Source organism: Streptomyces sp. NPDC047022 (assembly GCF_040644155.1).
Taxonomy (GTDB): Bacteria; Actinomycetota; Actinomycetes; order Streptomycetales; family Streptomycetaceae; genus Streptomyces.
In genome coordinates, this window is the sequence record NZ_JBEYVV010000001.1 from 415,522 (window position 1) to 440,980 (window position 25,459).

A 25,459-nucleotide genomic window follows, 5' to 3' on the forward strand; every position below is an offset into this window, starting at 1 on the left:
TCAGCAGATCCGGGTTCCGCCGCGCGGTCCGTCCGGGCACAGTCGTCGGCATGAGACTTCTGGTGCTGGGCGGTACGGAATTCGTGGGGCGGGCCGTGGTGGAGGCGGCGCTGGGGCGGGGCTGGGAGGTGACCGTCCTCAACCGGGGACACCACCCGCCCCTCCCCGGGGTCAGGGCGTTGCGGGGCGACCGCACCGCGCCCGGCGGGCTCGCGGAGCTGGAGGGCGGGGAGCGGGGGGAATGGGACGCCGTCGTCGACACCTGGTCGGGGGCGCCCCGGGCGGTGCGGGAGACCGCCCGGCTGCTCGCCGGGCGCGCCGGACGGTATGTGTACATCTCCAGCTGCTCGGTGTACGCATGGGCCCCGCCCGCCGACTACGCCGAGGACGCGCCGCTCGTGGAGGGCGCCGAGGCCGATGCCGGACAGACCGAGTACGCCCGGGACAAGCGGGGCGGCGAGCTGGCCGCGCTGGGGGCCTTCGGCGCGGACCGTTCCGTGTTCGTACGGGCGGGGCTGATCCTCGGGCCGTACGAGAACATCGGGCGCCTGCCCTGGTGGCTCACCCGGATGGCTCGCGGGGGCCCCGTCCTGGCCCCCGGGCCACGTGACCTCCCCCTCCAGTACGTCGACGCCCGCGACCTCGCCGAGTGGGCGCTCGGGGCCGCGGAGCGGGAGCTGAGCGGCCCGTACAACCTGATCAGCCCCCAGGGGCACAGCACGATGGGCGAACTCCTCGACGCGTGCGCGGAGGTCACCGGCGGTACGGCCGATCTGCGGTGGACGGCACCGGAGGCCGTCCTCGACGCCGGGATCCAGCCGTGGACGCAGCTGCCCGTGTGGGTACAGCCGCACAGCGACATGCATGACGCCCTGCACCGCGCCGACGTGTCCAGGGCCGTCGCCACGGGACTGCGCTGCCGCCCCGCCGCCGAGACCGTCGCGGACACCTGGGAGTGGCTGCGGAGCATCGGCGGGACCGCGCCCCTGCGGCCGGGCAGGCCCCCCGTGGGCCTCGATCCGGCGACCGAGGCGAAGGTGCTGGGAACCGCCTGACCGTTCCTGTCGCTCTTCGTCTTCCCCTGACTCCAGAGGTTTCCGAAGAAGACGACTGTCGCCGGGTTCCGGCCGTACTCGCCAAATTTCGATCACGAACGGTGAATCGGCGAATACGGCCGGGGCTTCCTTATTGAATTCGATTCAATAAGGAGCGGCGTACCCCCCTCAACTGCCGTTGAAACAGCAGCTTCTGTGACCCTTGCGCCCGAAATGCCCCTGTGAAGCTTGAAGTTTTTCCAGAGGTTTCTGAACGCCCCATGAGCCTCCTGCGTATGGGATGGCGCCGCACACCCCTGTCGGGCGCCTCCGCCCCGAAAGGAAGTCAGAGGAGTTCCATGGGACGCAATACACGCAAACGCCGTACGCCGCTGGCGACCAAAGCCATTGCCGCCTCGGCGGCCCTAGCACTCGGCGGGGGCGGGCTGATCTGGGCCAACTACTACGCGTCGGCGCACGAGACGAATTCGACGCAGAACAGCGCCAAGGCAGCCTGGGGCCAGGTGGCCACGATCTCCTGCCCGGACGTGGGCCAGCAGCTCACCAACGTGCCGAACCAGGCCAAGAACGAGGTCGGCGGAGAGCTGGGCAACCTGGACCGCCAGATCACGGATGCCTACCAGCAGCTGGCCACCACGCGGGCCGCTCAGGCGCAGGACGGGAACTACGTCCAGAACACCATCCTCCAGCCGCTCAAGGACCGGCGGGTGGTGATCATCGGCCGTATCAAGCTTGAGATCACCCGGGTCGGTGGCAGGACGCCGCGCAACCTGGACTCGATGGCGTCCTGCACCGGAATCCCGGCCAACCCGCAGCAGGGCACCGGCGGGCAGGCGGGCACCGGCGGGCAGGCAGGTACGGGCGGCCAGGCAGGCACCGGCGGGCAGACCGGCACGGGCGGCCAGGCAGGCACCGGCGGGCAGACCGGCACAGGCGGCCAGGCAGGCGCCGGCGGGGGTCAGCAAAGCGGCGGCCAGAACGCCGGTCAGGCCGGCAACGGCCCGACCGCGGCCGACTTCGTGGACATCACCAAGGTCCAGCGGAACGTCGCCGCGAAGCCGCGCGCGGGCGGCAACGGCTCGACCGGTACGTTCATCACCCGCTGCGGCGTGAACGCGAACAAGAACCACAACACCGACAACGTGATCGTGGCGCCCGGCGTGACCAACGGCGCGCACCACCTGCACGACTACGTCGGCAACCAGAAGGTCAACGCCTTCTCCAGCAACGACACGTTCCTCCAGGGCGGCACCAGCTGCCAGAACAAGAACGACCTGTCGGCGTACTACTGGCCGGTGGTCCGGGTCCAGGACGGTACGCAGGACTTCGACCAGAACGCGGACGGCGGTGGCAAGGAAGGCAACGTCGGCCGGATCCTGACCCCGGTGCAGGCCCAGATCAAGTACGTGGGCAACCCGAACAGCAAGGTCGTCGCGATGCCGCAGTTCCTGCGCATCATCACCGGTGACGCGAAGACCACCACCAACGGTCTGGCGAACGCCAACGCGCACTGGAGCTGCACCGGCTTCGAGAACAAGGTCCAGCTGACGAACCAGTACCCGATCTGCCCCCAGGGCAGCAACGTGGTGCGTACGTTCGCGTTCCAGAGCTGCTGGGACGGCCAGAACATCGACAGCGCCAACCACCGCACGCACGTGGCCTTCGCCGACCCGAACGGCAACTGCCAGAACGGGTTCAAGGCGATCCCGCAGCTGACGATGCGCCTGGTGTACAAGATCAACCCGCCGACCGTCCAGAACGGCGTGGTGAAGAACGCCTACGCGGTCGACGGCTTCCCGGAGCAGCTCCACAAGCCGGCCACCGACCACGACGACTTCATCAGCGTCACGACCGGCGGCCTCGCGAACAGGATCGCGGGCTGCATCAACAGCGGCCGTCAGTGCCAGTGATCAATTGATGCGCTGATCCGACGAAGAAGGCCGGTGGCGGGAGTTCCCGCCACCGGCCTTCGGTCTGTCTGCGCTGGAGCCGCTCAGCCGCTGTGGGCGTGGTGGTCGGTGCCGATCTCCACATCGCCGCCGAGTGTGCCGCGCAGCGCGTTGACCACCCCGTTGTCGCCGACCGCCACCCACTTGCGGCCCACCAGGTAGTAGCCGCCGTAGTCCTTGGCATCGTTGATCCACTCACGCTGGCCCCGGTCGGTGGCGAACGTGGCGAGCACGAACTTGCCGTCGGGGTTCTTGCAGATGGCCTGGCGGATCGTGTCGGCGTCCGTCTGGATGTCCGGCTTGCATTTCACGTCCGCCGCCAGGTCCTCCAGGCTGCCGGTCGCGGTCGCCGGGACCTTCTGCTGTGCGCTGCCCGAACCGCTCGTACCGGCGCAGCCGGTCAGCACCATCAGGGCGACGGCCGCACCGGCCGCCAGCCTCTCGCGCGTCCACCTCATGTCATCCTCCGGTCGCTTCGGCCCACACCGCTGGGAGTCCTCGCGGGGACCCTGCCCTTCCCTACGGCTGCGGGACGCCGCTTGCTCAACGGCATCGCGATCACAGGTGACCAAACCGGCGGTGTGCTCGTTTGCCCGGCGTGCAGCCACAGCATGTCGCCCACCGCTCTCCTCGGTCCTCCGGGCCGGTCGTCGACGTAGAGCAGGCCGAGGCCGCGCTCGTCGAGCACTACCCCCGGCTCGTCCGGCTCGCCTATCTGGTGCTGCCGCCGGGACTCGGCCAGGGCCGCCGGGTGCTCACCGCGCATGCCCTGGTCCAGCGTGCGCTGCCTCGCGGGCGTGCCGCGGCGCCCGTGATCCCGGCCCAGGCCAGAGGGGGTGTCGAGGGTCTGGGCGGCGTCCGGGACCGCGGCCCCGGGTATGCGTTGCTGCGCCTGAAGGTGGTGCGCGCGGCGCTGGAGGCGGGCCGCCCGCTGTTGCGCACGGCCTGGCCGAAGCGGTCGCAGCTGCCGCCGCTGCTGCCCCAGGTGTGGGGGCTCAGGCTGTTCCCGCGCTCGGGTGGGGCCGGTGAACTCGCCCTGGACCAGCGGCTGTCCGCGCTCTCCGGCCCGGCGCGCGCCGCGTATGCGCTGCGCGGTCTTGAGCACCTGCCGGAGGACGCCGTGCGCAAGGTGCTGCGCTCGGCGGGTGCGGGGGACCCCGCGGCGGCGATCCGTGAGGCCGCGCGGGTACCGGCGCAGGACGGGCTGCTCGCCTCCCCCGAGTTCGACCCGTGTGCTCTGCAGGCACTGCCGACCGATCTGATGCGGCGCAGACAGCACACCAAGGCCGTCCTGGCCGCCGTGGCGGCCGCCGTGGTGTGCGCCGCGCTGCTCGTGCTGCCGAGCGGCGGCTGGGGCGCGGACCTCCCCTCGTACGCGCGCAATCCGGCCGCCGAGGCCGCGCTGGACCCGGCGATGGTGACGCGGGTGCCGTCCGGCGCCTGGAAGACGTCGGCGCGTACGGACTTCTCCGTGTGGCCCGCGCGCGGCGACCTGACCGGCGACCGGGCGCTGCTCGGGCGTGCCCTGGCCGCGTGGGCCGACCCCGGGCAGGCGGTCCAGGTCTCGGCGACCCCCGGCACCCCCTCGGGTCCCCCGGCCGGACCGCCGCAGCTGCTGTACTCCGGCCGGGTGGACACCGCCCGCGTGGTGATCTTCTACGACGGTCTGCGCATCGCCCGGTACGCCGAGCCGTTGGGCGGGCGAAGCGGCGCGGCGCTCGACTTCGCCAGGGTCGACGCGGCCACCGGCGCCGAGGCGGACGCGGTGGTCCTGTACCGCGCCGATGGCGGCATCCGCTATCTGACCGCTCCTTGGGTGACCAAGGCCGTGATGCGCAACCTCCTGGTGCCGTCGGCGGCGACGCTGTACCTCGGCCCCACCGACGGAGTGACCGCGCCGCTCGCCGGCCCCGTCCGGCAGGACGCTCCGTGCACGTCGTGGAACGTGCTCCAGCTGACGGACGGCTCGGGTACACGGCTGCTGACCGACCTCGGGGAGCTGACCCCGGCGCATCTCACGGTGGGGCGGCCCGCCGCTCCGCGAGAGGTGTCCGGGGCCCAGGCGCTGCGCACCTGGTCGCCGTTCGCCTGCTCGCTCGCGACGGTGCGGGGTCAGGGCGTGCGGTCCGTGAACGCCTGGGAGTACGCGCGTCAGGCCCTGCCGGACGGTTCCGGGGCCGCGGCATGGGTGTGCGCCCGGGCGGACACCTGGCGGGGCGACGCACCCAGGGTCCTGGCCGAGTTCCACACGCCGGGCGGGCGGTACGGCGCGGTGGCGGCGAAGGCGGAGGGCGTCGCCGCGTGCGGGGCCAAGGACCCCCATGTGCTCGCGGGAGTTCTGTGGAAGTCGGCGGAGGGAGCCTGGTACCTGCTCGCCGCGGGCAGCCAGGACACCGCGTCGATCCACGCGACCGGCGGGGTCAGCGGTTCGGGGCGGGGCAATCTGCTCGCGGTGCGTACGAGCCAGGGGGCCCAGGCGGGGCTGAGGGGAACTCTGCTGAGCGGAAGGACGATCAGCGGTCTGCGCTGAGCAACACCCCGTCCGCTGCGGAGAGTGACGGCTCGCTGCTGCCGCGTGTGTCATACGCACCCGGCGAGAGGCTTGTTCTGCCCGTATGGACAACCGATGACGATCCGGCCCGCTCAAGGCTGGATTCAATCGGTAAGGTGTTCGCATGACTACCGGGGTACGCCGCAGACTGGGAGTCGAAGAGCGGCGGCAGCAGTTGATCGGCGTCGCGCTCGAACTGTTCAGCCAGCGCTCCCCCGACGAGGTCTCCATCGATGAGATAGCGTCCGCGGCGGGCATCTCCCGCCCGCTGGTCTACCACTACTTTCCCGGCAAACGGAGTCTCTACGAAGCCGCGTTGAAGCGTGCCTCGGAGGATCTGGCGGACCGGTTCGTGGAGCCGCGGCAGGGTCCACTGGGGCAGCGGCTGCTGCGAGTGATGAGCCGGTTCTTCGACTTCGTGGACGAACACGGACCCGGGTTCTCGGCGTTGATGCGCGGCGGCCCGGCCGTCGGCTCCTCCCGGACGAACGCGCTCATCAGCTCGGTGCGGCAGGCCGCGTATGTCCAGATGCTGGTGCATCTGGACATCCAGGATCCACCGCCCGTACGGCTCGAACTGGTCATCCGCTCCTGGATCTCGCTCTGCGAGTCGACCGCCCTGATCTGGCTGGACGGACGGCGCATTCCACGCCGTGACCTGGAGAAGCAGCTCGTGCACGACTTCGCGGCGCTGGCGGCGGTGAGTGCGGCGTACGACGACGAGACGAAGGCGCTGCTGCGGCACGCACTCCAGGGCGAGCCGGCCGACGGTCCCTTCACGGACCTGGTCGGCCGGCTCGTGGCCCTCGCTTCCTAGGGGGTTCCCTCCAGCGGGGGCGGGCCCTACCGCGCCGCCCGTGCGAAGACCGCCACCGTCCGCGCCGGAACGGTGAACGTGCCCGAGCCGACCGCGTAGGAGGCGGTCTTCACCACGTCGTCCGCGCCGGCCGCCTGCACCGGGTGCAGTCCGTAGGGCGTTCCGGCGAGGCCGCCGATCCGCTGTTCCTGCTGCCGCGGGGTGGCGTTGAAGACCACGACCAGGTCGCCGAGCCTCATGGTGATCACGCCGGGCGTCTCGTCCTTGCCCGACAGCGGGAAGGACAGCTCGTCCTGGACCCGGGCGGTCGTGCCGAGGGAGAACGCGTTCTCCGTCGTACGGATCCTGAGCAGGTCCCGGTAGGCGGCCGAGGCCCCCTCGATCGCCGGGCAGTCCACCTTGACCGAGCCCAGCAGGGGTGCGGCATAAGGCCACTTGGACTGGTTGTCGGCCGCCGGAGGCAGCCCGCGCCCGAAGCCGTTGCCGTCCCGGCAGTCCCAGTGGATGGCGTTGAACCAGTCACCGCTGTCGAACGAGTTGCGGTCCAGGGACTTGGAGCGCAGCAGGTCGGATCCCGCCTGGGAGAGCGAGGGGCCCTGCGAGAGGGCGGCCGTGGCCATGGCGAGCACCTGCATACGGGCCCGGTCGAGGGCGGAGGTGTCCTTGGGCAGCTTGTAGGTGAGCGCGTCGAACAGTGACTCGTTGTCGTGCGCGTCCACGTACGCGAGGGCGTCGCCCGGGGCGTCCGCGTATCCGGCGGGCGCCCCGTTGTAGTCGACCCCGGCGCCGGTGACCTCCTTGCCGTCGGTGTCGGTGAAGCGGTACGCGGCGAGGTCACCGGTCAGGCCGACCTTGATGAGGTCCTGGTCATGCAGGAGACGGACCCTCTGCTCGGCCGTCGTCCCGTTGCCCGTGGAGGAGTTGGGGTCGGTGTACAGCCCGGACGCGAAGCCCTGGAGGCCGGGGTCGGAGTCGAAGGGGCCGCCGCCGCGTACTGCGTCACGGGCCCGGTCGGAGAAGGTCGCGACACCGGTGCCGGCCATGTTCTTCTGGGTGGCCTGTACGAAGCGGGCGTCGTTCGCGACCTCCCCGAAGTTCCAGCCCTCTCCGTACAGGATGATCTTCTTGCCGTCGACGCCGTCCTTCTCGGGGGTCAGCGCGTCGAGAGCCTTGCGTACGGCGAGGATGTTGGCCTTCGGGTGGTGGCCCATGAGGTCGAAGCGGAAGCCGTCGACCTTGTACTCCTTGGCCCAGGTGACGATGGAGTCCACGACGAGCTTGCCCATCATGGCGTTCTCGGGCGCCGTGTTCGCGCAGCAGGTGGAGTTGGCCACCGAGCCGTCGGGCAGCAGCCGCTGGTAGTAGCCGGGCACGATCCGGTCGAGCACGGACGTGTCGGCCTGACCGCTCGCGGCGGTGTGGTTGTAGACGACGTCCATCACGACCCTGAGGCCGTCCTGGTTCAGCGACTGGACCATCCTGCGGAACTCGACGGTGCGCCGGGTGCCGTCCGGGTCGGTGGCGTAGGAGCCCTCGGGGACCGTGAAGTGGTACGGGTCGTAGCCCCAGTTGTAGGCGTCCTTCGCGGCGGTCGCGGTGACGCATGCCTGCTGCCGGTCGGAGTCGGCGGCGTAGGAGGCGAGATCGCAGCCGGGGGTCGTCTGCTCGGACTTCTTCTCGGGGATGCTCGCGATGTCGAACGCGGGCAGCAGATGGACGTACGAGGTACCCGCGCGGGCCAGCTCGCGCAGATGCCGGGAACCGTCGCTGTGCTGGTCGGTGAACGCGAGGTACGTGCCTCGCTCCCCCGCCGGGACGGTCCTGTCCGCGACGGAGAAGTCCCGGATGTGCAGCTCCTGGATCTGGGCGTCCCTCAGTGGCACCGCCTTCGGCTTCTTCAGACCGGACCAGCCGCCCGGGGCGAGCGACCTGTCGTCCAGATCGACGACGAGGCCCCGCGCGGAGTCGGCGGTGAGGGCGAGGGAGTAGGGGTCGGTGACCTTGTTGGTGACGATCTTCCGGACGCTGGGCGCCCACACCTTCACGATGTACCGGTAGGGCTTGTTCTTCCAGGACGCCGGGCCCGTCACGGACCAGACGCCGGTGGCGGCGTCGCGCCGCATGGCGACCGTGGAGCCGTCGAGTTCCAGCCCCACCGACTGCGCGGTGGGCGCCCACACCGCCAGCGTGGGACGGCCCTGGTGGAACGTCGGGCCGAGCCTCGCCTGCGCCGCGTCGCCGTACAGGTCGTCCAGCACTCCGGCGGTCTGGACACCGGTCGCCGCGAGCACGGCGCCGTTCGCGGCCCGCTGGGAGGCCACGATCTGGCCGTTCAGGGCCTCACGCACCCGGCCGCGGTCGCGCGGGTCGACGGACCAGGCGGTGTAGTCCTTCAGATAGGGGAACTTCGCCTTCTGGGCGTCCGTGAGCGTAGTTCCTGTCAGCCGCAGCCAGCGCTCGTCGTCGCTCGTCAGAGTTCCGTCCCTGACGGTGATCGACCCGTCGTGGGAGTAGACGAGCTGGGTGGACGCCGCGCCTTCCGCCCCGTTCCAGGCGACCGTGTTCCGGTCGATCCAGATCGCCTTGGACGTGGTCAGGTCCAGGGCGGCGACGCTGCCCGCGGGCTGCGGCAGCAGGTACTTCTCCTGGCCGTTGAGCAGCCACACCTCATGGCCGTTCGCCGAGAGGTCCAGCGACTGGTCGGCGGGAAGGTCCTTCTCGTCGCCCTTGTGGACGATATAGCCGAGGCTGGTGGCGCCGTCGGCGAGCGGCACCTCGAAGACCGCGCCGTACGCGTCGGTCCGTACCGGCTTCAGGGGGCTGGACCAGTCGGTGGGGTGCGCGGCGCCCGTCCAGACGTGCAGGCCCCAGCCGTCGTAGTCACCGTCGGCGCGGTGGTAGTGGATGACGGCTTTCGTCTTGTCCGGCGCGGGGTAGTCGGGTCTGTGTGTCAGGATGTCGGGCTTGCCCTGCTCGATCCACACCTCGCCCGTCTTGGTGACATCGATACTGCGGTCCGCGGCGACGTCCTTGGTGCCGTCCTTGTCGATGACCAGGAAGCCGACGTCGGAGGCGCCGGGCTTCAGCTTGACGTAGGCGAAGGCGCCGTACGCGTCCCGGCCGACGAAGGGGTGGCTCGCGGGCCAGGTGGTCGCCTCACCGTCGGCGAGATCGCCCCAGGCGTACAGACCCCAGTCGGTGTAGTCGCCGTCGGTGCGCTTGTAGTGGACGATCGCGTAGTCGCGGGAGGAGGCGGTGGGGACGGGCGGGGCGGGCGGGGTGCCGGTGCTGCTCGTGGCCGTCGCGCTCGCCGTACGGCCCGCCGAGTCGATCACCACCGCCTTGTAGCGCAGGGCGGTTCCGGCGGGGACGTTCTCGGCGATGGTCTGGGTGACCTTGTACGGGGCGTGGTCGGCGGAGCCGAGGACGCGCCAGGGGTCGTTGCCGGTCTGGGCGGCGAAGACGACGCGGTCGAGCCGGCCGCCCTCGGCGTCCGCGGAGAGCTCCACCGTGCCGGTGGCGCCCGCGTCCGGGGCCTTCAGGGTGATCACCGGCTTCGAGGCCGGTGCGCCGAGCGGGCGGGCGGCCTTGAGGACGACGGCGGAGTAGGCCGGGACGGTGACGGTGACCTTCGTGTCGGCGCCGGAGGTGACGGTGTCGCCGGTTCCGTGGATCCCCTTGTACGGCATGTCCGCCGAGCCGGTCGCGAACGTCGCCTGCTTCGTGTCGCCGGCGTTGTTCAGGGCGACGAGGTACTCGGTACCGGTCTTCGCGTCCGTCCGGGAGAACGCGTAGATTCCGGGGCCGTCGGCCGCGTAGCGCTCGGTCTGGACGCCGTACGTGAGCGCCGGGTTGTTCCCGCGGAGCTTGGCGAGAGCTGCGATCTCCTTGTAGAGCGGTGCACTCGTGTCGTACGAGTCACTCGCATGGGTGCGGTCGGTGCCGATCTCGTCGTCATCGAGGTAGTCGGGAACTTTGGAGGCGAACATCGTCTGGCGGGCGTCCTTGTCGCCGCCCGAGCCGGTGAAGCCCTGCTCGTCGCCGTAGTAGACGACCGGGTTGCCCCGGCTGAGGAACATCAGCTCGTTCGCGAGCCTGTCCTTCTGCAACAGCTCCGCGTCGGACGCGGCGGGGTTGTCCTGCTTCAGGAAGTACCCGATACGGCCCATGTCGTGGTTGCCGAGGAACGTGACCTGCTCGTACGCGTTGGCCTTGTCCGTCGTGTACTTGTAGTCGTCACCGAAGACGGCCGCGAGCTTTTGCGCGCTGCCGCCCTGGGAGGCATAGCCGCGGGCCGCGTCCTGGAAGGGGAAGTCGAGGGTCGCGTCCAGCCTGCCCTGGGTGACGTACGGGGAGGTGACGGAGGTGTCGGCGGAGTAGACCTCGCCGAACATGAAGAAGTTCCTGCGGCCGTGCGCGGCGGCGTACCGGTCGAGCGCGGTCGCCCACTGCGTCCAGAACTCCATGTTCACGTGCTTCACGGTGTCGATACGGAAGCCGTCGACGCCGAAGTCCCGCACCCAGCGCTCATAGATCTTCTCCATGCCGCTGACGACCTCGGGGCGCTCGGTCCACAGGTCGTCCAGGCCGGAGAAGTCGCCGTAGGTGGCGTTCTCTCCGGCGTAGGTGGAGTCGCCCCGGTTGTGGTACATGGTCGGGTCGTCGAGCCACGACGGGACCTTGATGTTCTTCTTCCGGGCCGGGACGGTGGGTGTGCGCGGGAAGGAGGCGGCGTCCACGGCCGGGAACTTCCTGGTGCCGTCCGCGTAGTCGGCGTCGTCGAAGGGCCGCCCGTCCTTGGTGAGGTAGGGGAAGGCGCCCTTGGAGAGGTAGTCGTGCGACTGGCCCTCGTAGTCGACGACGTCGGCGGTGTGGTTGGTGATGACGTCGAAGAAGACCTTCATGCCCTCGGCGTGCGCCTTGGAGATGAGCGTCTGAAGGTCCTTGTTGGTCCCGAAGTGCGGGTCCACCTGGGTGAAGTCGGTGATCCAGTAGCCGTGGTAGCCGGCGGAGGCATTGGACCCCGTCCCCTGCACGGGCTGGTTCTTGAAGATCGGGGCCATCCAGATGGCGGTGGTGCCGAGCCCCTTGATGTAGTCGAGGCGCTTGGTGAGTCCCTTGAGGTCACCGCCCTGGTAGAAGCCCTTGTCGGTGGGGTCGTAGCCGGTGCTCAGACGTGAACCGGTCAGCCCGCCCCGGTCGTTGGACCTGTCCCCGTTGGCGAAACGGTCCGGCATGACGAAGTAGAACTGCTCGCGGGTGTCGTCGTGCCGGGCCGGCTCGGCGGCGAGGCGGGAGTCCGGCGGAGGCGGGGGCGGCGGGGTCGCCGCCCTCGCCGCGAGGGGCTGCACGAGCGCGGCGGCGAGGGCGGTGACGACGACCGCCGTGACTCGTCTCCGCTGCGGGGTACGGCGCCTCCGGGGCGCCGGCCATATCGGTATCACAGGCGTGAACTCCTAGCGACTACGGCTCTCTTGGTGCGACCCCACACCAACGGCACGGCTACCGTGCCGGGCGCCGGCGTGACCGTATCGCTGCCGCAAGACATACAGCAAGAGTCATGAAAGTCACGGAAAGACTTTTCAGCAGGCGGACTTGACCGCGTAGATGGCGAGTGCGGTGTTCTGCCCGAGGGTTGCGGTGAACTGGCCGCCGGAGTTCACGGTCACCGTGGTGTTGTTCTGGACGTTGCAGTACGTCCCGGCGGGCAGCGAGGTCTGGTAGGTGCGCGTCAGGGGCGAGGTCTCATGGTTGATGGCCACGTATCCCTTGGCGCCCCGCCCGAAGGCGATCGCGTTGTTGCCGTCGTCCCACCAGTTCGAGACGGCCCCTCCCCGCGTCGCGTTGCGGAAGGCGACCATGCGGATGATCTCCGGCCAGGCGTGCTGGCACTTCCACCCGTCCTGCCAGCAGGCGTTGACCGTACCGCCGTTGGGCGGCCCCGCGTCGGGGTCGGACCACTCGTAGCCGGAGTTGATGTCCGGAGCGCCGTACGGGTAGGCCAGCATGAACACGTTGGCCAGGGTGTAGTTGGCGCCGTCCTTGTAGTTGAGCGTGCTGCCGTTCCGCTCGGTGTCGTGGTTGTCCACGAACACACCCGCCACCGAGCTGCTCATATAGCCCCAGCCCTCGCCGTAGTTCTTCAGGTAGGCGAGCTTCTCGTTGTTGAAGACGCGCTTGAGGTCGTAGGCGTAGCGGAACTCCTGCACGTCTCCGTTGCCGGTGTACTCGGTGGGCTGGACCGCTTCACCGGCGCCGTAGATGACCTCCTGCTTCCAGTACACGCCCGGATCGGTCAGACGGGACTTGATGTTCGCCAGGTCCTCGGCGGGGATGTGCTTGGCCGCGTCGATGCGGAATCCGTCCACGCCGAGGCTCAGCAGGTCGTTCATGTACCCGGCGATGGTCCTGCGGACGTACTCCTCGCCGGTGTCCAGGTCGGCGAGTCCGACGAGTTCGCAGTGCTGGACGTTCCAGCGGTCCTGGTAGTTGGTGACCTGGGAGGTGCAGTCGTCGAAGTCGGGGTACGAGTACAGGCCCGGGTAGTCGTACTTGCTGTACGGCGATCCGCCGGTGCCGGTGCCGCTGCCCGCCGACATGTGGTTGATCACCGTGTCGACGACGACCTTCACACCCGCCGCGTGGCAGGTGTTCACCATGTTCTGGAACGCGGCGCGGTCACCGAGGCGGCCGGCGATCTTGTACGACACCGGCTGGTACGACGTCCACCACTGGGGGCCCTGTATGTGCTCGGCGGGCGGGGAGACCTGGACGTATCCGTACCCGGCGGGGCCGAGCGTGGTGGTGCACTCCTTGGCGACCGAGGCGTACTTCCACTCGAAGAGGACGGCGGTGACGTCCTTGGTGCCGGGCGGGGAGGCCTGCGCGACAGTCGGGTACATGCCAACCGTGGTGACGGAGACAGCGGAGGCGAGGGCCAGCGCCGTGGGGAGGGTTCTGCGTGCCATGTGGGGTCCTTCGCCGTTGAAGGAGCTTGCTGCAATATTTCAGCAAACTTGCGGTGACGCAGATGTTAAAGGCCCGCTGCCGAAAAGGCAGCGGGCCGGCGTGAAGGTGATGCGAGAACTTCCGGACGGGTCGTCAGTCCGCCGTCGTCCACCACACGGTGGTGTCCGCAGGGACCTTCGCCTCGTTGCCCGTCTCGGCGATCTCACCGCTGGCGAGCAGCAGCCGTCCATGCGCCGGGGTCGTCACGGACTCCCCCGAGGTGTTGGCGACGCACACGAACTCCCCGCGCCGGAAGGCCAGTACGCCCTCGGGGGCCTTCAGCCACTCGACGCCCTCCCCCGCGCCCAGGTCGGCGTGGGAGCGGCGGGCTGCCAGCGCGGCCCGGTACAGCTCCAGGGTCGAGCCGGGCTCCGCGGTCTGTGCCTGCACACTCAGTTCGCCCCAGCCCGCCGGCTGCGGCAGCCAACTGCCGCCGCTGCCGAAGCCGTACGACGATCCCTCCCGCGTCCACGGGATCGGGACCCGGCAGCCGTCCCGGAACCCGTCCTGGCCCGCGCCCCGGAAGTAGGCGGGGTCCTGTCGCACCTCGTCCGGGAGGTCGACCACGTCCGGGAGGCCGAGCTCCTCGCCCTGGTAGATGTACGCCGATCCCGGCAGCGCCAGCATGAGCAGGGTGGCGGCACGTGCCCGTCGCAGCCCGAGTTCGCGGTCGCCGGCGGTGCGGATCTGGGTGCCGAGGCCGGGCGGGTTGGCGAAGCGGGTGCTGTGGCGTGTGACGTCGTGGTTGGACAGGACCCAGGTGGCGGGGGCGCCGACCGGGCGCATGGAGTCCAGGGTGCGGTCGATGACCTCGTGCAGTTCGGCCGCGTCCCAAGCGCTGCTCAGGTACTGGAAGTTGAAGGCCTGGTGCAGTTCGTCGGGGCGGACGTAGTTGGCGGTGCGCTCGACGGTCGGGGTCCAGGCCTCGGCGACGAAGACACGGTCGCCGGAGTACTCGTCCAGGATCGTGCGCCACTGCCGGTAGATGTCGTGGACGCCGTCCTGGTCGAAGAACGGCATGACATCGTTGCCCAGCAGTTTGAGCTGATCGTGGCTGCCGAGGTCGGGCAGGCCCTCGGCCTTCACCAGACCGTGGGCGACGTCGATACGGAAGCCGTCCACGCCCATGTCGAGCCAGAAGCGCAGGATGGAGCGGAACTCGTCGCCGACGGCGGGGTGGTTCCAGTTGAAGTCGGGCTGCTCGGGCGCGAAGAGGTGGAGGTACCACTCGCCATCCGGTACGCGCGTCCACGCCGGGCCGCCGAAGATGGACTCCCAGTCGTTGGGGGGCAGTTCACCGCTGTCACCCTTGCCGGGGCGGAAGTGGTAGCGGTCCCGCAGCGGGGAGCCCGGGCCTTCGGCCAGCGCCCGCCTGAACCACTCGTGCTGGTCGGAGGAGTGGTTCGGGACGAGGTCCACGATGACCCTCAGTCCCAGGCCGTGGGCGTCGCGGATGAGCGCGTCGGCGTCCAGGAGGCCGCCGAACATGGGGTCCACGGCACGGTAGTCGGCCACGTCGTATCCGGCGTCGGCCTGCGGGGAGGCGTAGAACGGGCTGAGCCACACGGCGTCCACGCCCAGGTCGCGCAGATACGGGAGTCGGGAACGTACGCCCTCCAGGTCGCCCATGCCGTCGCCGTCGCTGTCGGCGAAGCTGCGGGGATAGACCTGGTAGATCACCGCGTCCCGCCACCAGTCGCCGCGCTTGGCGACAGCGGTGGCTGAGGCGACGGAGTTCGGGGCCGGGTCGGCGGAGTGCTGGCTCATGGCGTCCTTGTTGCGGTGGGGGGGGTCCTCGCGCCCGGGCGGGGCCGGGCGGTGTGGAGCCGAGGTCGTGGAGTGTGCCGGGCGGCGACGGGGCGAACGTCGCCTGTCGCGCCACCAGGGCTGGATGGTGCGGCGGCCGCGGTGCCCGCGGGGTCTGGAAGGAACCGCGGCCGCCACCCGCGCGCACAGGCGCGCGGGAGCCCTTGTGAAGGTGGTGAAAGGCGGCGGTCAGCCCTTCGTGCCGCCCGCGGTGAGGCCGGTCACCAGGTTCTTCTGCACGATGTAGAAGAACACCGAGACGGGTATCGCGATCAGCACCGCGGTGGCGGCCATGAGGTTGCGCTGCGCGTCGTGTTCGCTGACGAAGCTCTGCAGGCCGACGGCGAAGGTGTACTTGTCCTCGCTCAGCATGAAGGTGGAGGCGAACGCGACCTCGCCGAAGGCGGTGAGGAAGTTGTAGAAGGCGGCGACCGCGAGGCCGGGCTTGGCGAGCGGCAGGATCAGCCTGAAGAACGTGCCGAAGGGGCTGAGTCCGTCGACGCGTCCCGCCTCGTCGATCTCGAACGGGATCGTGTCGAAGTAGCCCTTGAGCAGCCAGGCGCTGTAGGGCACGACCGTCGTGCAGTAGACCAGGATGAGGCCGAGGTAGGTGTCGATGAGCCGCAGGTCCGACAGGATCTGGTACATCGGCACGATCAGGACGGCGATCGGGAACATCTGGGTGAGCAGCAGCAGCCACATGAACTTCCGGTAGCCCGGGAAGCGCATGCGGGAGACCGCGTAGCCGCTGGTGGCGGCGAGCAGCACGCCGATGAACGTGGTGCCCAGCGTGACGATGAGCGAGGTCTTCAGCCAGTCGAAGAAGCCCGTGTGCTCCAGGACGAACGAGTAGTTGGCGAGCGACATCGTGTGCCAGATGTGCCCGGGGTGCAGATAGTCGTCCTTGTCCGGGCCGAGTGACAGGAAGATCAGCCACGCGACGGGGAAGAACGCGATCAGGCTCGCCACGGTCAGGAGGCCGTGGGAGGCGACGGCCGCGAGGGGGCCTCGCTGACCGCGTCGGCGCACCCGCCGTCGCGGGGTGGTGGCCTCGGACGCCGGCTCGGGCATCGCGACGGAGGTCTGGGCGGTGGTCGTGCTCATGGAAACTCCTGCCTCAGATCGCGAGCTGCTGGTCGTTGCGGTTCAGCCAGCGGCGGTAGAAGGAGGTGAAGACGATCAGGATGGCCAGCAGCAGGATGCCGTAGGCGGCGGACTGGGCGAAGTCACGTGGCTGCTGTCCGAAGCCCAGTTGGTAGGCCCAGGTGACCAGGATCTGGGCGTCCGGGGCGGTCTTGCCGAACAGCAGGAAGATGATCGCGAACTGGTTGAAGGTCCAGATGATGCCGAGGAGTACGACCGTGGAGCTGACGGACCTCAGGCCCGGCAGGGTGACGTAGCGGAAGCGCTGCCAGGAGCTAGCGCCGTCCATCTCCGCGGCCTCGTAGAGCGAGCCGTCGATGGACTGGAGCCCGCTGAGCAGCGAGAGCATCATGAACGGGACACCACACCAGGTGTTGACCATGATCGCCGCGAACCGCTGCCAGAAGGTGTCCTCCAGCCACTGCGGCTGGGGCAGATGGAGGGCGTGCAGGCCGGCGTTGATGATGCCGCCGTCGGCGAGCATGAAGCGCCAGCCGAAGACGGTGACGAAGGTGGGCACGGCCCAGGGCAGCACCAGCACGAGGCGGTAGAGGGTCCGGCCGCGGAACTTCTGGTTCAGCAGCAGCGCGAGGCCGAGCCCGATGCCGTAGTGCAGCGCGACGCACACCACAGTCCACACGATCGTCCAGACGAAGTGCGACCAGAAGCGGTCGTACGAGGTCGGGCCGAACAGGATGTCCTTGTAGTTGTCGAGCCCGATGAACTTGTAGGTGGCGTCGATGTGGTTGACGCCGATCGTGCGGGCCGTGTTGAGACTGTTGGCGTCGGTGAGGGTCAGGTACAGGCCGTACACCAGGGGGTAGAGCACGAGCGCGCCGAGCACGACGGCCACGGGCGCGATCATCACGTACGCGTACCAGTGCTTCTCGTAGCCGTGCTTCAGGCGCCGGCCCAGGCCGGGACGCGGCGCGCGGTCACCGCGGCGCTCACCGGTCGCGCGGTCGATGGCGACTGTCATGGTTCGACAACCTTCGGGGGTTGGTCCGGGGCCCTCGGGGGCCCCGGATCAGGGACGGGCCTGGGCGGGCGCGGGCCGGTGGCCGCCGGGTCCTCCCCCCGTTGTCCAGGAGGATCCGACGGCCACGCGGTCCTACTTGCTGAAGTCCGGGACGAGCTTGGCGATCGCGAGCTCCGCGTTGTCCAGGCCCTTGTCCAGGGACTCCTTGCCGCCCGCCATCTTGGGCAGCTCGGTGTCGAGCGGGCCCCACAGCGAGCTGTACTCGGGCAGCGCCGGGCGCGGCTGGGCGGCGGCGAGGACGCCCTGGTAGCCGGCGATGCCGGGGTCGGACTTGACCTGGGCGGTGTAGGCGTCGTCACGGGTGGGCAGCGTGGAGTTCTTCTGGGCGATGGTCTCCTGGGACTTCGCCGAGGTCATGAAGTTGACGAACTTCAGCGCCGCCGCCTGGTGCGCCTTGTCGGAGCCCGCGTACACGGCGAGGTTGTGACCGCCGGTGGGCGCGCCCGCCTTGCCGCTGGAACCGGCCGGGACGGTGGCGATACCGAGGTTGGACTTGTCGCCGAAGGCCGAGCCCTTGTAGAAGTTCGTGATCTCCCAGGGGCCCTGGATGATCGCGGCGACCTTGCCGTTCACGAACGCGTCCTGGATGTGGGCGTAGGCGTCGGCGGTGGTGTCCGCCTGGTGCAGGCCCTTGCCGGAGAACAGGCTCAGCCAGGTGCCGTACGCCTTCTTCGCGGCGGGCGAGGCGATGGTGATCTTCTTGGCGGTGGCGTCGACGGTGTCGGTGCCCTCGCCGTAGAGGAAGCTCTGGGCGTAGTACGCCTGCGTGGAGCCCCAGTAGCCGTCGACGCCGGCCTTGTCCTTGATCTTCGCGGCGTCGGACTTCAGCTCGTCCCAGGTCTTGGGCGCCTCGGTGATCCCGGCCTTCTTGAACAGGGCCTTGTTGTAGACCAGGGCGAGGGTGTCGGTGACCAGCGGCACGCCGTAGGTCTTGCCGTCGAACTGGGCCTGCTTGATCAGGCTGGGCTGGAACTTGCTCTGGTCGGCGAGGGCCTCGGTGCCGTCCAGCGGCAGGAAGTAGCCCTTCTTGGCGAAGGCGGGCGTCCAGCCGACCTCGGAGCGCAGCACGTCGGGAGCGCCCTCGGAACCGGCGGCGGTGTCGAACTTGTTCTGCGCCTGGTCGAAGGGCACGTCGACGTACTTGACCTTGATCTTCGGGTTGGCCTTCTCGAAGTCCGCGACCAGCGCCTTGTACGTCGGCGCCTCGTTCGTGGCGTTCGAGGTGTCCCACCAGGTGATGGTGACCGGCCCGTCCGACTTCCCGCTGCCGCTGTCGCTTCCGCCGCAGGCCGTCGCCGTGAGGGCGACGGACGCCACCAGTGCGGTGACCGCTATGCCACGCCGCATGAGTTCTCCTTGAGGGTGAAAGCCCGGGGACGCCGCCGGGCGACGTGAACGTAACAGCGATGTAAGCGGGACCGAAAGGCCTTGCTGCAAAAAAATGAAAGATCGAGCTACGGTTACATGACCGTGACCTCGCCGTGAGGGCCGTGTGTCTTGTCTTTGTGCCTGTTCCTCGCCCACTAGGCGGGTTCGTGGACACTTGTGCAAGACTCTGCAATCTCTTGCCGAACGAACCACGAGCGAACCACGAAGGAGCGCGATGACGCAGCAACCGGCAGCGGGCCGTTCCTCGGCCCGGGCCAGGCGTCCGTTTGGTGGGCAAGCGGGGACTCGGCCGGTACAGTCCAGTCCTGTGACCACACGCCTTGCCGACATCGCAGCTCAGGCGGGCGTCAGCGAGGCGACCGTCAGCCGTGTCCTCAACGGGAAGCCCGGCGTAGCCTCGACCACCCGCCAGTCCGTGCTGGCCGCCCTCGACGTCCTCGGATACGAGCGTCCGGTCCGGCTGCGGCAGCGCAGCGAGGGCCTGGTGGGGCTGATCACCCCGGAGCTGGAGAACCCGATATTCCCCGCGCTTGCGCAGGTCATCGGCCAGGCGCTGACTCGCCAGGGGTACACGCCGGTGCTGGCGACCCAGACGCCGGGCGGTTCCACCGAGGACGAGCTGACGGAGATGCTGGTGGACCGCGGGGTCGCGGGCATCATCTATGTCTCCGGGCTGCACGCCGACACCACCGCCGACATGCAGCGCTATGAGCGGCTGCGCGCCCAGGGCGTGCCGTTCGTGCTGGTCGACGGCTTCTCGCCCAAGGTGCAGGCGCCGTTCATCTCCCCCGACGACCGCGCCGCGATGTCCCTGGCGGTCACGCACCTGGTGTCGCTCGGCCACACCCGGATCGGGCTGGCCCTCGGGCCCCGGCGCTTCGTGCCGGTGCAGCGGAAGATCGAGGGCTTCGTACGCACGATGCAGGAGCAGCTCGGGCTGACCTCCGACGACATAGAGTCACGGCTGATCCAGCACTCGCTGTACACGCTGGAGGGCGGCCAGGCGGCGGCGTCCGCGCTCATGGACCGGGACTGCACGGCGGTGGTGTGCGCGAGCGACATGATGGCGCTCGGGGCGATACGCGCGGCGCGGCAGCGGGGGCTGGAGGTTCCCACGGATGTCTCCGTGGTGGGGTTCGACGACTCCCCGCTGATCGCGTTCACGGATCCGCCGCTGACGACGATCCGGAAGCCGGTTCCCGCCATGGGGCAGGCCGCGGTGCGGACGTTGCTGGAGGAGATCGGGGGGACGCCGGCGCCGCACAGTGAGTTTGTGTTCATGCCGGAGTTGGTGGTGCGGGGGTCTACGGCGTCAGCGCGCTGAGCCTGCGGCGGCGTGGCGGGTTTTGCGCAGTTCCCCGCGCCCCTGATCGAGGGCTGCACATGCGTCGTCACCTGCGGCGGAGTGGATGGTCTTTGCGCAGTTCCCCGCGCCCTTGAACCTGCGGCGGGGTGGGTGGTTTTTGCGCGGTTCCCCGCGCTCCGGGGGTGCTTGCGTGGGTTTGCGCCTGGAGGGTGTGGCGGGCGGAGCGGGCACTTCGGGGGGCGCGGGGAACTGCGCGACCAGCCACAACGTGCCCGCAGGTGACAACACGCCCTTTCAGGGGCGCACCCCGGTGAAGAACATGCGGACCCTGGGCCGACAAGAGATGATCTGTGGGGGAACACATATCTGGCAGACTCTGTGCCTATGGGTGACGACACCGTGACCGTACTGGCCGGCCGCCAGGCCGTCGCGGACGAGACCGAGGACCGCGCGAGGCAGGGCCTGCTGCAGCGGATCCGCACCCCTCGGCGTCCCCGGCTGTGGTTCGAAATCCTCCTCATCGCGGTGAGTTACTGGATCTACTCGCTCATCCGCAACGCCGTACCGGAGCAGAAGGCCATGGCGCTCGCCGACGCCGACTGGCTCTGGCGCCTGGAGCACCATCTCGGGATCGCCATCGAGGGTTCGGTCAACGACGCCGCGAACTCGGTGGCATGGCTGATCGTGGGAATGAACTACTACTACGCGACATTGCACTTCGTGGTGACGCTGGGTGTGCTGGTGTGGCTGTACCGCAGTCATCCGGGCCGGTACGCGGCCACGCGGCTCGCCCTGTTCGCCACCACGGGCGCGGCGTTGCTCGGGTACTACTTCTTCCCGCTGGCGCCGCCACGCCTGATGACCGGCGGGCACTTCGTGGACACCGTGGTGGTGCACCACACCTGGGGGTCGATGGCGTCGGGCGACCTGAAGCACATGTCGAACCAGTACGCGGCGATGCCGTCGATGCACATCGGCTGGTCGCTGTGGTGCGGTCTGACCATCTTCACGCTGTCGTCGCTGCCGTGGGCGCGGGTGCTGGGGCTGGTGTACCCGGTCGCGACCCTCGTCGTGATCGTTGCCACGGCCAACCACTTCTGGCTGGACGCGGCGGGCGGGGCCCTCTGCCTGGCCTTCGGCTTCGCGGTGGCCACGCTCTGGTACGGCGCCCTGCCGTACACCCTGCCGCGAGCCTGGGCGCGGGAACCCGCACCGCTCGCCGCCGACGGTTACGCTCCGTAGAAGAGTTCCTCCACGACCGCCCTGGCCCGGCGGGTCGTGCGCCGGTACTCGTCGAGCATGTCTCCGACGTGACCCGGCCCGTACCCCAGGTAGCGGCCCACCGCGGCCAGCTCCCGGGCCTCGGACGGGAAGGTGTCGCCCGCCCGCCCCCGTACCAGCATCACCGCGTTGCGCACCCGTGAGGCGAGCACCCAGGCCTCGTCCAGGATGGCCGCCTCCTCCCCCGGAATCAGGCCCGCGGCGCACGCGGCGGCCAGGGCGGCGCGGGTGCGGGTGGTGCGCAGCCCCGGTTCCACCCAGCCGTGGCGGAGCTGGAGAAGCTGCACCGTCCATTCCACGTCCGAGAGCCCGCCGCGGCCCAGCTTGGTGTGGAGGGTCTTGTCGGCGCCCCTCGGCAGCCGTTCGGACTCCATACGGGCCTTCAGGCGCCGGATCTCGCGTACGGCGTCGTCGCCGAGGCCCTCCGCCGGGTAGCGCAGCGGGTCGATCAGCTCGATGAAGCGGCGTCCGAGGTCCTCGTCCCCGGCGACCGGCTCGGCCCGCAGCAGCGCGTGCGACTCCCAGACGAGGGACCAGCGCTGGTAGTAGGCCCGGTAAGAGGTGAGGGTGCGTACGAGCGGCCCCGACTTGCCCTCGGGCCGCAGATCGGCGTCGATCAGCAGCGGCGGGTCGGTGCTCGGGATCTGGAGCAGTCGGCGCATCTCCGAGACCACCCGGTTCGCGGCCTCGGACGCCTCCCGTTCGTCGACGCCCTCCCGCGGCTCGTGCACGAACAGCACGTCGGCGTCGGAGCCGTAACCGAGTTCGTGTCCGCCGAAGCGGCCCATGCCGATGACGGCGAACCGGGTGGGCAGGGTGTCGCCCCAGCCGGCGCGTACGACGGCGCGCAGTGTGCCCGCCAGGGTCGCCGCCGTCAGGTCCGAGACGGCACCGCCGACCATGTCGATGAGGTCGCCCTGGTCCGCAGGGGCGGCCGTGTCCTCGGTGCCGTAGGAGCCGACGATGTCCGCGGCGGCCGTACGGAACAGCTCGCGCCGCCGCACTCCGCGCGCCACCGTGACCGCCTGCTCGGCGCTGTCCGCGCGGCCGACCGCGGCGAGGATCTCCTGTTCGAGGTGGGCGCGGGGGCGGGGTTCGAGCCCGCCCGTGCCGCCGTCCCCGTCGCCGAGCAGGGCCACCGCTTCGGGGGCCCGCATCAGCAGGTCGGGGGCGAGGCGTCCGGCGGACAGGACGCGGGCGAGATTCTCGGCGGCGGCACCCTCGTCGCGCAGCAGCCTGAGGTACCAGGGCGTCTTGCCGAGCGCGTCCGAGACCTTGCGGAAGTTCAGCAGACCGGCGTCCGGGTCGGCGGAGTCGGCGAACCAGCCGAGCAGTACGGGCAGCAGGGTGCGCTGGATGGCGGCCTTGCGGGTCACGCCTGAGGCCAGCGCCTCCAGATGGCGCAGGGCCGCCGCCGGGTCCGCGTAGCCGAGGGCGACGAGCCGTTCCCGGGCGGCGTCGGTACTCAGCCGGGCCTCGCCTGGGGCGAGTTGGGCGACGGCGTCGAGCAGCGGCCGGTAGAAGAGCTTCTCGTGCAGACGCCGTACGACCCCGGTGTGCTGTTTCCATTCGCGCCGCAGCGAGGTGACGGGATCGGTGCGCAGGCCCAGTGAGCGGCCGAGGCGCCGCAGGTCCGCCTCGTCCTCGGGGACGAGATGGGTGCGGCGCAGCCGGTAGAGCTGGATGCGGTGCTCCATGGAGCGCAGGAAGCGATAGGCCTCGTCGAGCTGCACGGCGTCGGCGCGGCCCACGTAGCCGCCGTTCGCGAGCGCTTTGAGCGCGTCGAGCGTGGTGCCGCTGCGCAGCGAGGTGTCGGAGCGGCCGTGCACCAACTGCAGGAGCTGCACGGCGAATTCGACGTCCCTTAGGCCCCCGGGCCCGAGCTTGAGTTCCCGCTCGACCTCGCCGACGGGGATGTTGGCGATGACCCGGCGGCGCATCTTCTGCACATCGGCGACGAAGTTCTCGCGCTCGGCGGCCTGCCAGACGAGCGGGGCGAGGGCTGCGGTGTACTCCTCGCCCAGGTCCATGTCCCCGGCCACGGGCCGCGCCTTGAGCAGCGCCTGGAACTCCCAGGTCTTGGCCCAGCGCTGGTAGTACGCGAGATGGCTGCTGAGGGTGCGCACGAGCGGGCCGTTCCTGCCCTCGGGCCGCAGGTTGGCGTCGACGGGCCAGATACTGCCCTCGACGGTCGTCTCGGAGCAGATCCGCATCATGTGCGAGGCGAGCCGGGTCGCGGCCTGCAGCGCCTTGCGCTCGTCGGCGCCGCCCGCGGCCTCGCCGACGAAGATGACGTCCACGTCGGACACGTAGTTCAGCTCGTGGCCGCCGCACTTGCCCATCGCGATCACCGCGAGGCGGCAGCTCACGGCATCCTCGGGGGCCGCGGAGGCGGCGATGGCGAGGGCGGAGCGCAGGGTGGCGGTGGCGAGATCGGCCAGTTCGGCGGCGGTCTGGGCGACATCGGTGGTGCCGCACACATCGCGGGCGGCGATCGACAGCAGGCAGCGGCGGTAGGCGACGCGCAGGGACACGGGGTCCTTGGCCCGCGCGAGCTGCCGTTCGAACTCCGTCACTCCGGGGTGGAGGTCCTGCGGCTCATAGGTAACCAGTTCATGCCAGTCACCGGGGTGGCGGGCGAGGTGGTCGGCGAGCGCGGCGGAGGCCCCGAGGACGCCGAGCAGCCGGTCGCGCAGCGGTTTCGCGGCGATCAGCGTGTCGAGCAGTTCACGCCGGGCGGTGGGAGCGGGCTGCGCCTCCAGCAGCCGTACGAGTCCGCGCAGCGCCAGATCGGGGTCGGCGGCCTGGCCCAGGGCTTCCAGAAGGACGGGATCGGTCCTTATCGGGGCCAGTTCAGGTCCCTCCAGCAGCCGGTCGGCGGCGGAAGGATCGGTGAAGCCGTGCCGCAGCAGTCGCGTGAACGTACTGCTCCTGCGCCCTTGGGGCACGGTCATCCCTCGGCCTCCCGACCATTGATCAAGGTGCTGGTCCAGGCTTCGAGCCTAACCTCACTCCCCGCCCCGAGCGCCCGCGCGGTGCGCGTCGCGTGCGCGCCGTACGCCGGGAACAGGCCGTGCGGCGCAGCAATTCACCCGCTCTTCATCCGCCGGGCCGGGCTGCGTGAACTCTGGCAGCTTTGGCGTGTGCATGCTATATCCGCACCGCACCGCTCACACAGCACCGCACCGTCACCCGCACCTTCCTTTCCCCCACCGGAGGTCGAAGTGTCCGGCAGTTCCCTTGTCCGCCGCACCCGTGTCACCGTGGCCGCCGCCGTGGCCCTCGCCGCCACGGCGGTCGGGCTGTGGACCGGGCTCGGCGCCGAGTCGTCCGCGCACGCCGCGAGCGCCGTCCCGTCCCCGGACCACGTGGTCGTCGTGGTCTTCGAGAACCACGCGTACAGCCAGGTGATCGGCTCCTCCAGCGCCCCGTACATCAACTCGCTCAAGTCCGGCGGCGCCAGCCTCACCCAGTCGTACGCCGAGACCCACCCCAGCCAGCCCAACTACTTCGCGCTGTTCTCCGGCTCCACCCAGGGCATCACGGACGACAGCTGCTACACCCCCGGCTTCTCCTCCGCCCCGAACCTGGCCTCCGAGCTGATCGCGGCGGGCCGGAGCTGGGCGAGCTACAACGAGACGCTGCCCAGCCAGGGCTCGACCACGTGCAGCAGCGGCAACTACGCGCGCAAGCACAACCCCTGGTTCGGCTTCAGCAATGTGCCGACGTCGAGCGCCAAGACGTTCACGCAGTTCCCGACCGACTACTCGACGCTGCCGCAGATGTCCTTCGTGGTCCCCAACCTGTGCAGCGACATGCACGACTGCTCGGTGTCGACGGGTGACACCTGGCTGAAGAACAAGCTCGGCGCGTACGCCACCTGGGCCAAGACCCACAACAGCCTGCTGGTCCTCACCTTCGACGAGGACAACCGGCTCAGCGGCAACCGCATCCCGACGGTGCTCTACGGCCAGCCGGTGACGGCGGGTTCGAGCAGCGCCACCACCTACAACCACTACGACCTGCTGCGCACCCTGGAGGACACGCAGGGCCTGACGTCGCACGCGGGCAACGCGGCCTCCGCGAAGGACATCACCGGCATCTGGGCGTCCTGA

The 25,459-nt window shown here is 69.9% G+C and carries 15 protein-coding genes; 7 read left to right on the forward strand and 8 right to left on the reverse strand.

Features of this window, described 5'->3' with window-relative positions; translation table 11 throughout:
• Window positions 1-50: 50 nt before the first annotated feature.
• Complete coding sequence (locus tag ABZ845_RS01885) at window positions 51-1,055, forward strand: SDR family oxidoreductase (RefSeq protein ID WP_360971849.1); 1,005 nt, start codon at window positions 51-53, stop codon at window positions 1,053-1,055.
• A 338-nt stretch (window positions 1,056-1,393) separates the two neighbouring features.
• Complete coding sequence (locus ABZ845_RS01890; RefSeq protein WP_360971851.1) at window positions 1,394-2,965, forward strand: DUF1996 domain-containing protein; 1,572 nt, start codon at window positions 1,394-1,396, stop codon at window positions 2,963-2,965.
• An 83-nt stretch (window positions 2,966-3,048) separates the two neighbouring features.
• Here ABZ845_RS01890 and ABZ845_RS01895 read toward each other — a convergent pair whose 3' ends face one another.
• A complete protein-coding gene (locus ABZ845_RS01895) occupies window positions 3,049-3,462 on the reverse strand; it encodes a hypothetical protein (protein ID WP_360971853.1) in 414 nt (137 codons plus the stop codon).
• Window positions 3,463-3,602: 140 nt separating this feature from the next.
• Here ABZ845_RS01895 and ABZ845_RS01900 point away from each other — a divergent pair, with 140 nt between their 5' ends.
• Window positions 3,603-5,534, forward strand: a complete 1,932-nt coding sequence (locus ABZ845_RS01900; RefSeq protein WP_360971855.1) for a hypothetical protein — start codon at window positions 3,603-3,605, stop codon at window positions 5,532-5,534.
• Between the two features lie 145 nt (window positions 5,535-5,679).
• Window positions 5,680-6,372, forward strand: a complete 693-nt coding sequence (locus tag ABZ845_RS01905) for a TetR/AcrR family transcriptional regulator (RefSeq protein WP_360971857.1) — start codon at window positions 5,680-5,682, stop codon at window positions 6,370-6,372.
• A gap of 26 nt (window positions 6,373-6,398) precedes the next feature.
• On the opposite strand, the gene pulA is transcribed toward ABZ845_RS01905, so the two are convergent.
• From pulA to ABZ845_RS01935, 6 genes are all read right to left on the reverse strand, one after another.
• The gene (gene pulA, locus ABZ845_RS01910; RefSeq protein WP_360971859.1) at window positions 6,399-11,816 is read right to left on the reverse strand and encodes a pullulanase-type alpha-1,6-glucosidase; all 5,418 of its coding nucleotides are present in this window, start codon (window positions 11,814-11,816) and stop codon (window positions 6,399-6,401) included.
• 138 nt (window positions 11,817-11,954) lie between these two features.
• Entirely contained in the window at window positions 11,955-13,340 is a 1,386-nt protein-coding gene (locus ABZ845_RS01915) for an alpha-amylase family protein (RefSeq protein ID WP_360971861.1), read from the reverse strand.
• Between the two features lie 133 nt (window positions 13,341-13,473).
• Window positions 13,474-15,147: a glycoside hydrolase family 13 protein gene (locus tag ABZ845_RS01920; RefSeq protein ID WP_360971863.1), complete on the reverse strand. Its 1,674-nt coding sequence runs from the start codon at window positions 15,145-15,147 to the stop codon at window positions 13,474-13,476.
• Window positions 15,148-15,375: 228 nt separating this feature from the next.
• On the reverse strand, window positions 15,376-16,290 hold the full coding sequence (locus tag ABZ845_RS01925) for a carbohydrate ABC transporter permease (RefSeq protein ID WP_360971865.1): 915 nt from the start codon (window positions 16,288-16,290) through the stop codon (window positions 15,376-15,378).
• Window positions 16,291-16,303: 13 nt separating this feature from the next.
• Complete coding sequence (locus ABZ845_RS01930; protein WP_360971867.1) at window positions 16,304-17,308, reverse strand: sugar ABC transporter permease; 1,005 nt, start codon at window positions 17,306-17,308, stop codon at window positions 16,304-16,306.
• 132 nt (window positions 17,309-17,440) lie between these two features.
• On the reverse strand, window positions 17,441-18,715 hold the full coding sequence (locus ABZ845_RS01935) for an extracellular solute-binding protein (protein WP_360971869.1): 1,275 nt from the start codon (window positions 18,713-18,715) through the stop codon (window positions 17,441-17,443).
• 349 nt (window positions 18,716-19,064) lie between these two features.
• Here ABZ845_RS01935 and ABZ845_RS01940 point away from each other — a divergent pair, with 349 nt between their 5' ends.
• Together ABZ845_RS01940 and ABZ845_RS01945 are read left to right on the forward strand one after the other, a co-directional pair.
• The gene (locus tag ABZ845_RS01940) at window positions 19,065-20,081 is read left to right on the forward strand and encodes a LacI family DNA-binding transcriptional regulator (protein WP_360971871.1); all 1,017 of its coding nucleotides are present in this window, start codon (window positions 19,065-19,067) and stop codon (window positions 20,079-20,081) included.
• A gap of 366 nt (window positions 20,082-20,447) precedes the next feature.
• On the forward strand, window positions 20,448-21,305 hold the full coding sequence (locus tag ABZ845_RS01945) for a phosphatase PAP2 family protein (protein ID WP_360971873.1): 858 nt from the start codon (window positions 20,448-20,450) through the stop codon (window positions 21,303-21,305).
• Here the strand turns inward: ABZ845_RS01945 and ABZ845_RS01950 are convergent.
• Window positions 21,293-24,298, reverse strand: a complete 3,006-nt coding sequence (locus tag ABZ845_RS01950; RefSeq protein WP_360971875.1) for a bifunctional [glutamine synthetase] adenylyltransferase/[glutamine synthetase]-adenylyl-L-tyrosine phosphorylase — start codon at window positions 24,296-24,298, stop codon at window positions 21,293-21,295. The two genes, ABZ845_RS01945 and ABZ845_RS01950, sit on opposite strands and share 13 nt — an antisense overlap.
• 270 nt (window positions 24,299-24,568) lie before the next feature.
• Between ABZ845_RS01950 and ABZ845_RS01955 the strand changes: the two genes are divergently transcribed.
• Window positions 24,569-25,459: an alkaline phosphatase family protein gene (locus tag ABZ845_RS01955; protein ID WP_360971877.1), complete on the forward strand. Its 891-nt coding sequence runs from the start codon at window positions 24,569-24,571 to the stop codon at window positions 25,457-25,459.

Bases quoted from the DNA above. Each gene is read 5' to 3' on its own strand.
- ABZ845_RS01885 (WP_360971849.1), top strand. From the start codon at position 51: ATGAGACTTCTGGTGCTGGGCGGTACGGAATTCGTGGGGCGGGCCGTG.
- ABZ845_RS01890 (WP_360971851.1), top strand. From the start codon at position 1,394: ATGGGACGCAATACACGCAAACGCCGTACGCCGCTGGCGACCAAAGCC.
- ABZ845_RS01895 (WP_360971853.1), bottom strand. From the start codon at position 3,462: ATGAGGTGGACGCGCGAGAGGCTGGCGGCCGGTGCGGCCGTCGCCCTG.
- ABZ845_RS01905 (WP_360971857.1), top strand. From the start codon at position 5,680: ATGACTACCGGGGTACGCCGCAGACTGGGAGTCGAAGAGCGGCGGCAG.
- ABZ845_RS01915 (WP_360971861.1), bottom strand. From the start codon at position 13,340: ATGGCACGCAGAACCCTCCCCACGGCGCTGGCCCTCGCCTCCGCTGTC.
- ABZ845_RS01920 (WP_360971863.1), bottom strand. From the start codon at position 15,147: ATGAGCCAGCACTCCGCCGACCCGGCCCCGAACTCCGTCGCCTCAGCC.
- ABZ845_RS01925 (WP_360971865.1), bottom strand. From the start codon at position 16,290: ATGAGCACGACCACCGCCCAGACCTCCGTCGCGATGCCCGAGCCGGCG.
- ABZ845_RS01930 (WP_360971867.1), bottom strand. From the start codon at position 17,308: ATGACAGTCGCCATCGACCGCGCGACCGGTGAGCGCCGCGGTGACCGC.
- ABZ845_RS01935 (WP_360971869.1), bottom strand. From the start codon at position 18,715: ATGCGGCGTGGCATAGCGGTCACCGCACTGGTGGCGTCCGTCGCCCTC.
- ABZ845_RS01945 (WP_360971873.1), top strand. From the start codon at position 20,448: ATGGGTGACGACACCGTGACCGTACTGGCCGGCCGCCAGGCCGTCGCG.
- ABZ845_RS01950 (WP_360971875.1), bottom strand. From the start codon at position 24,298: ATGACCGTGCCCCAAGGGCGCAGGAGCAGTACGTTCACGCGACTGCTG.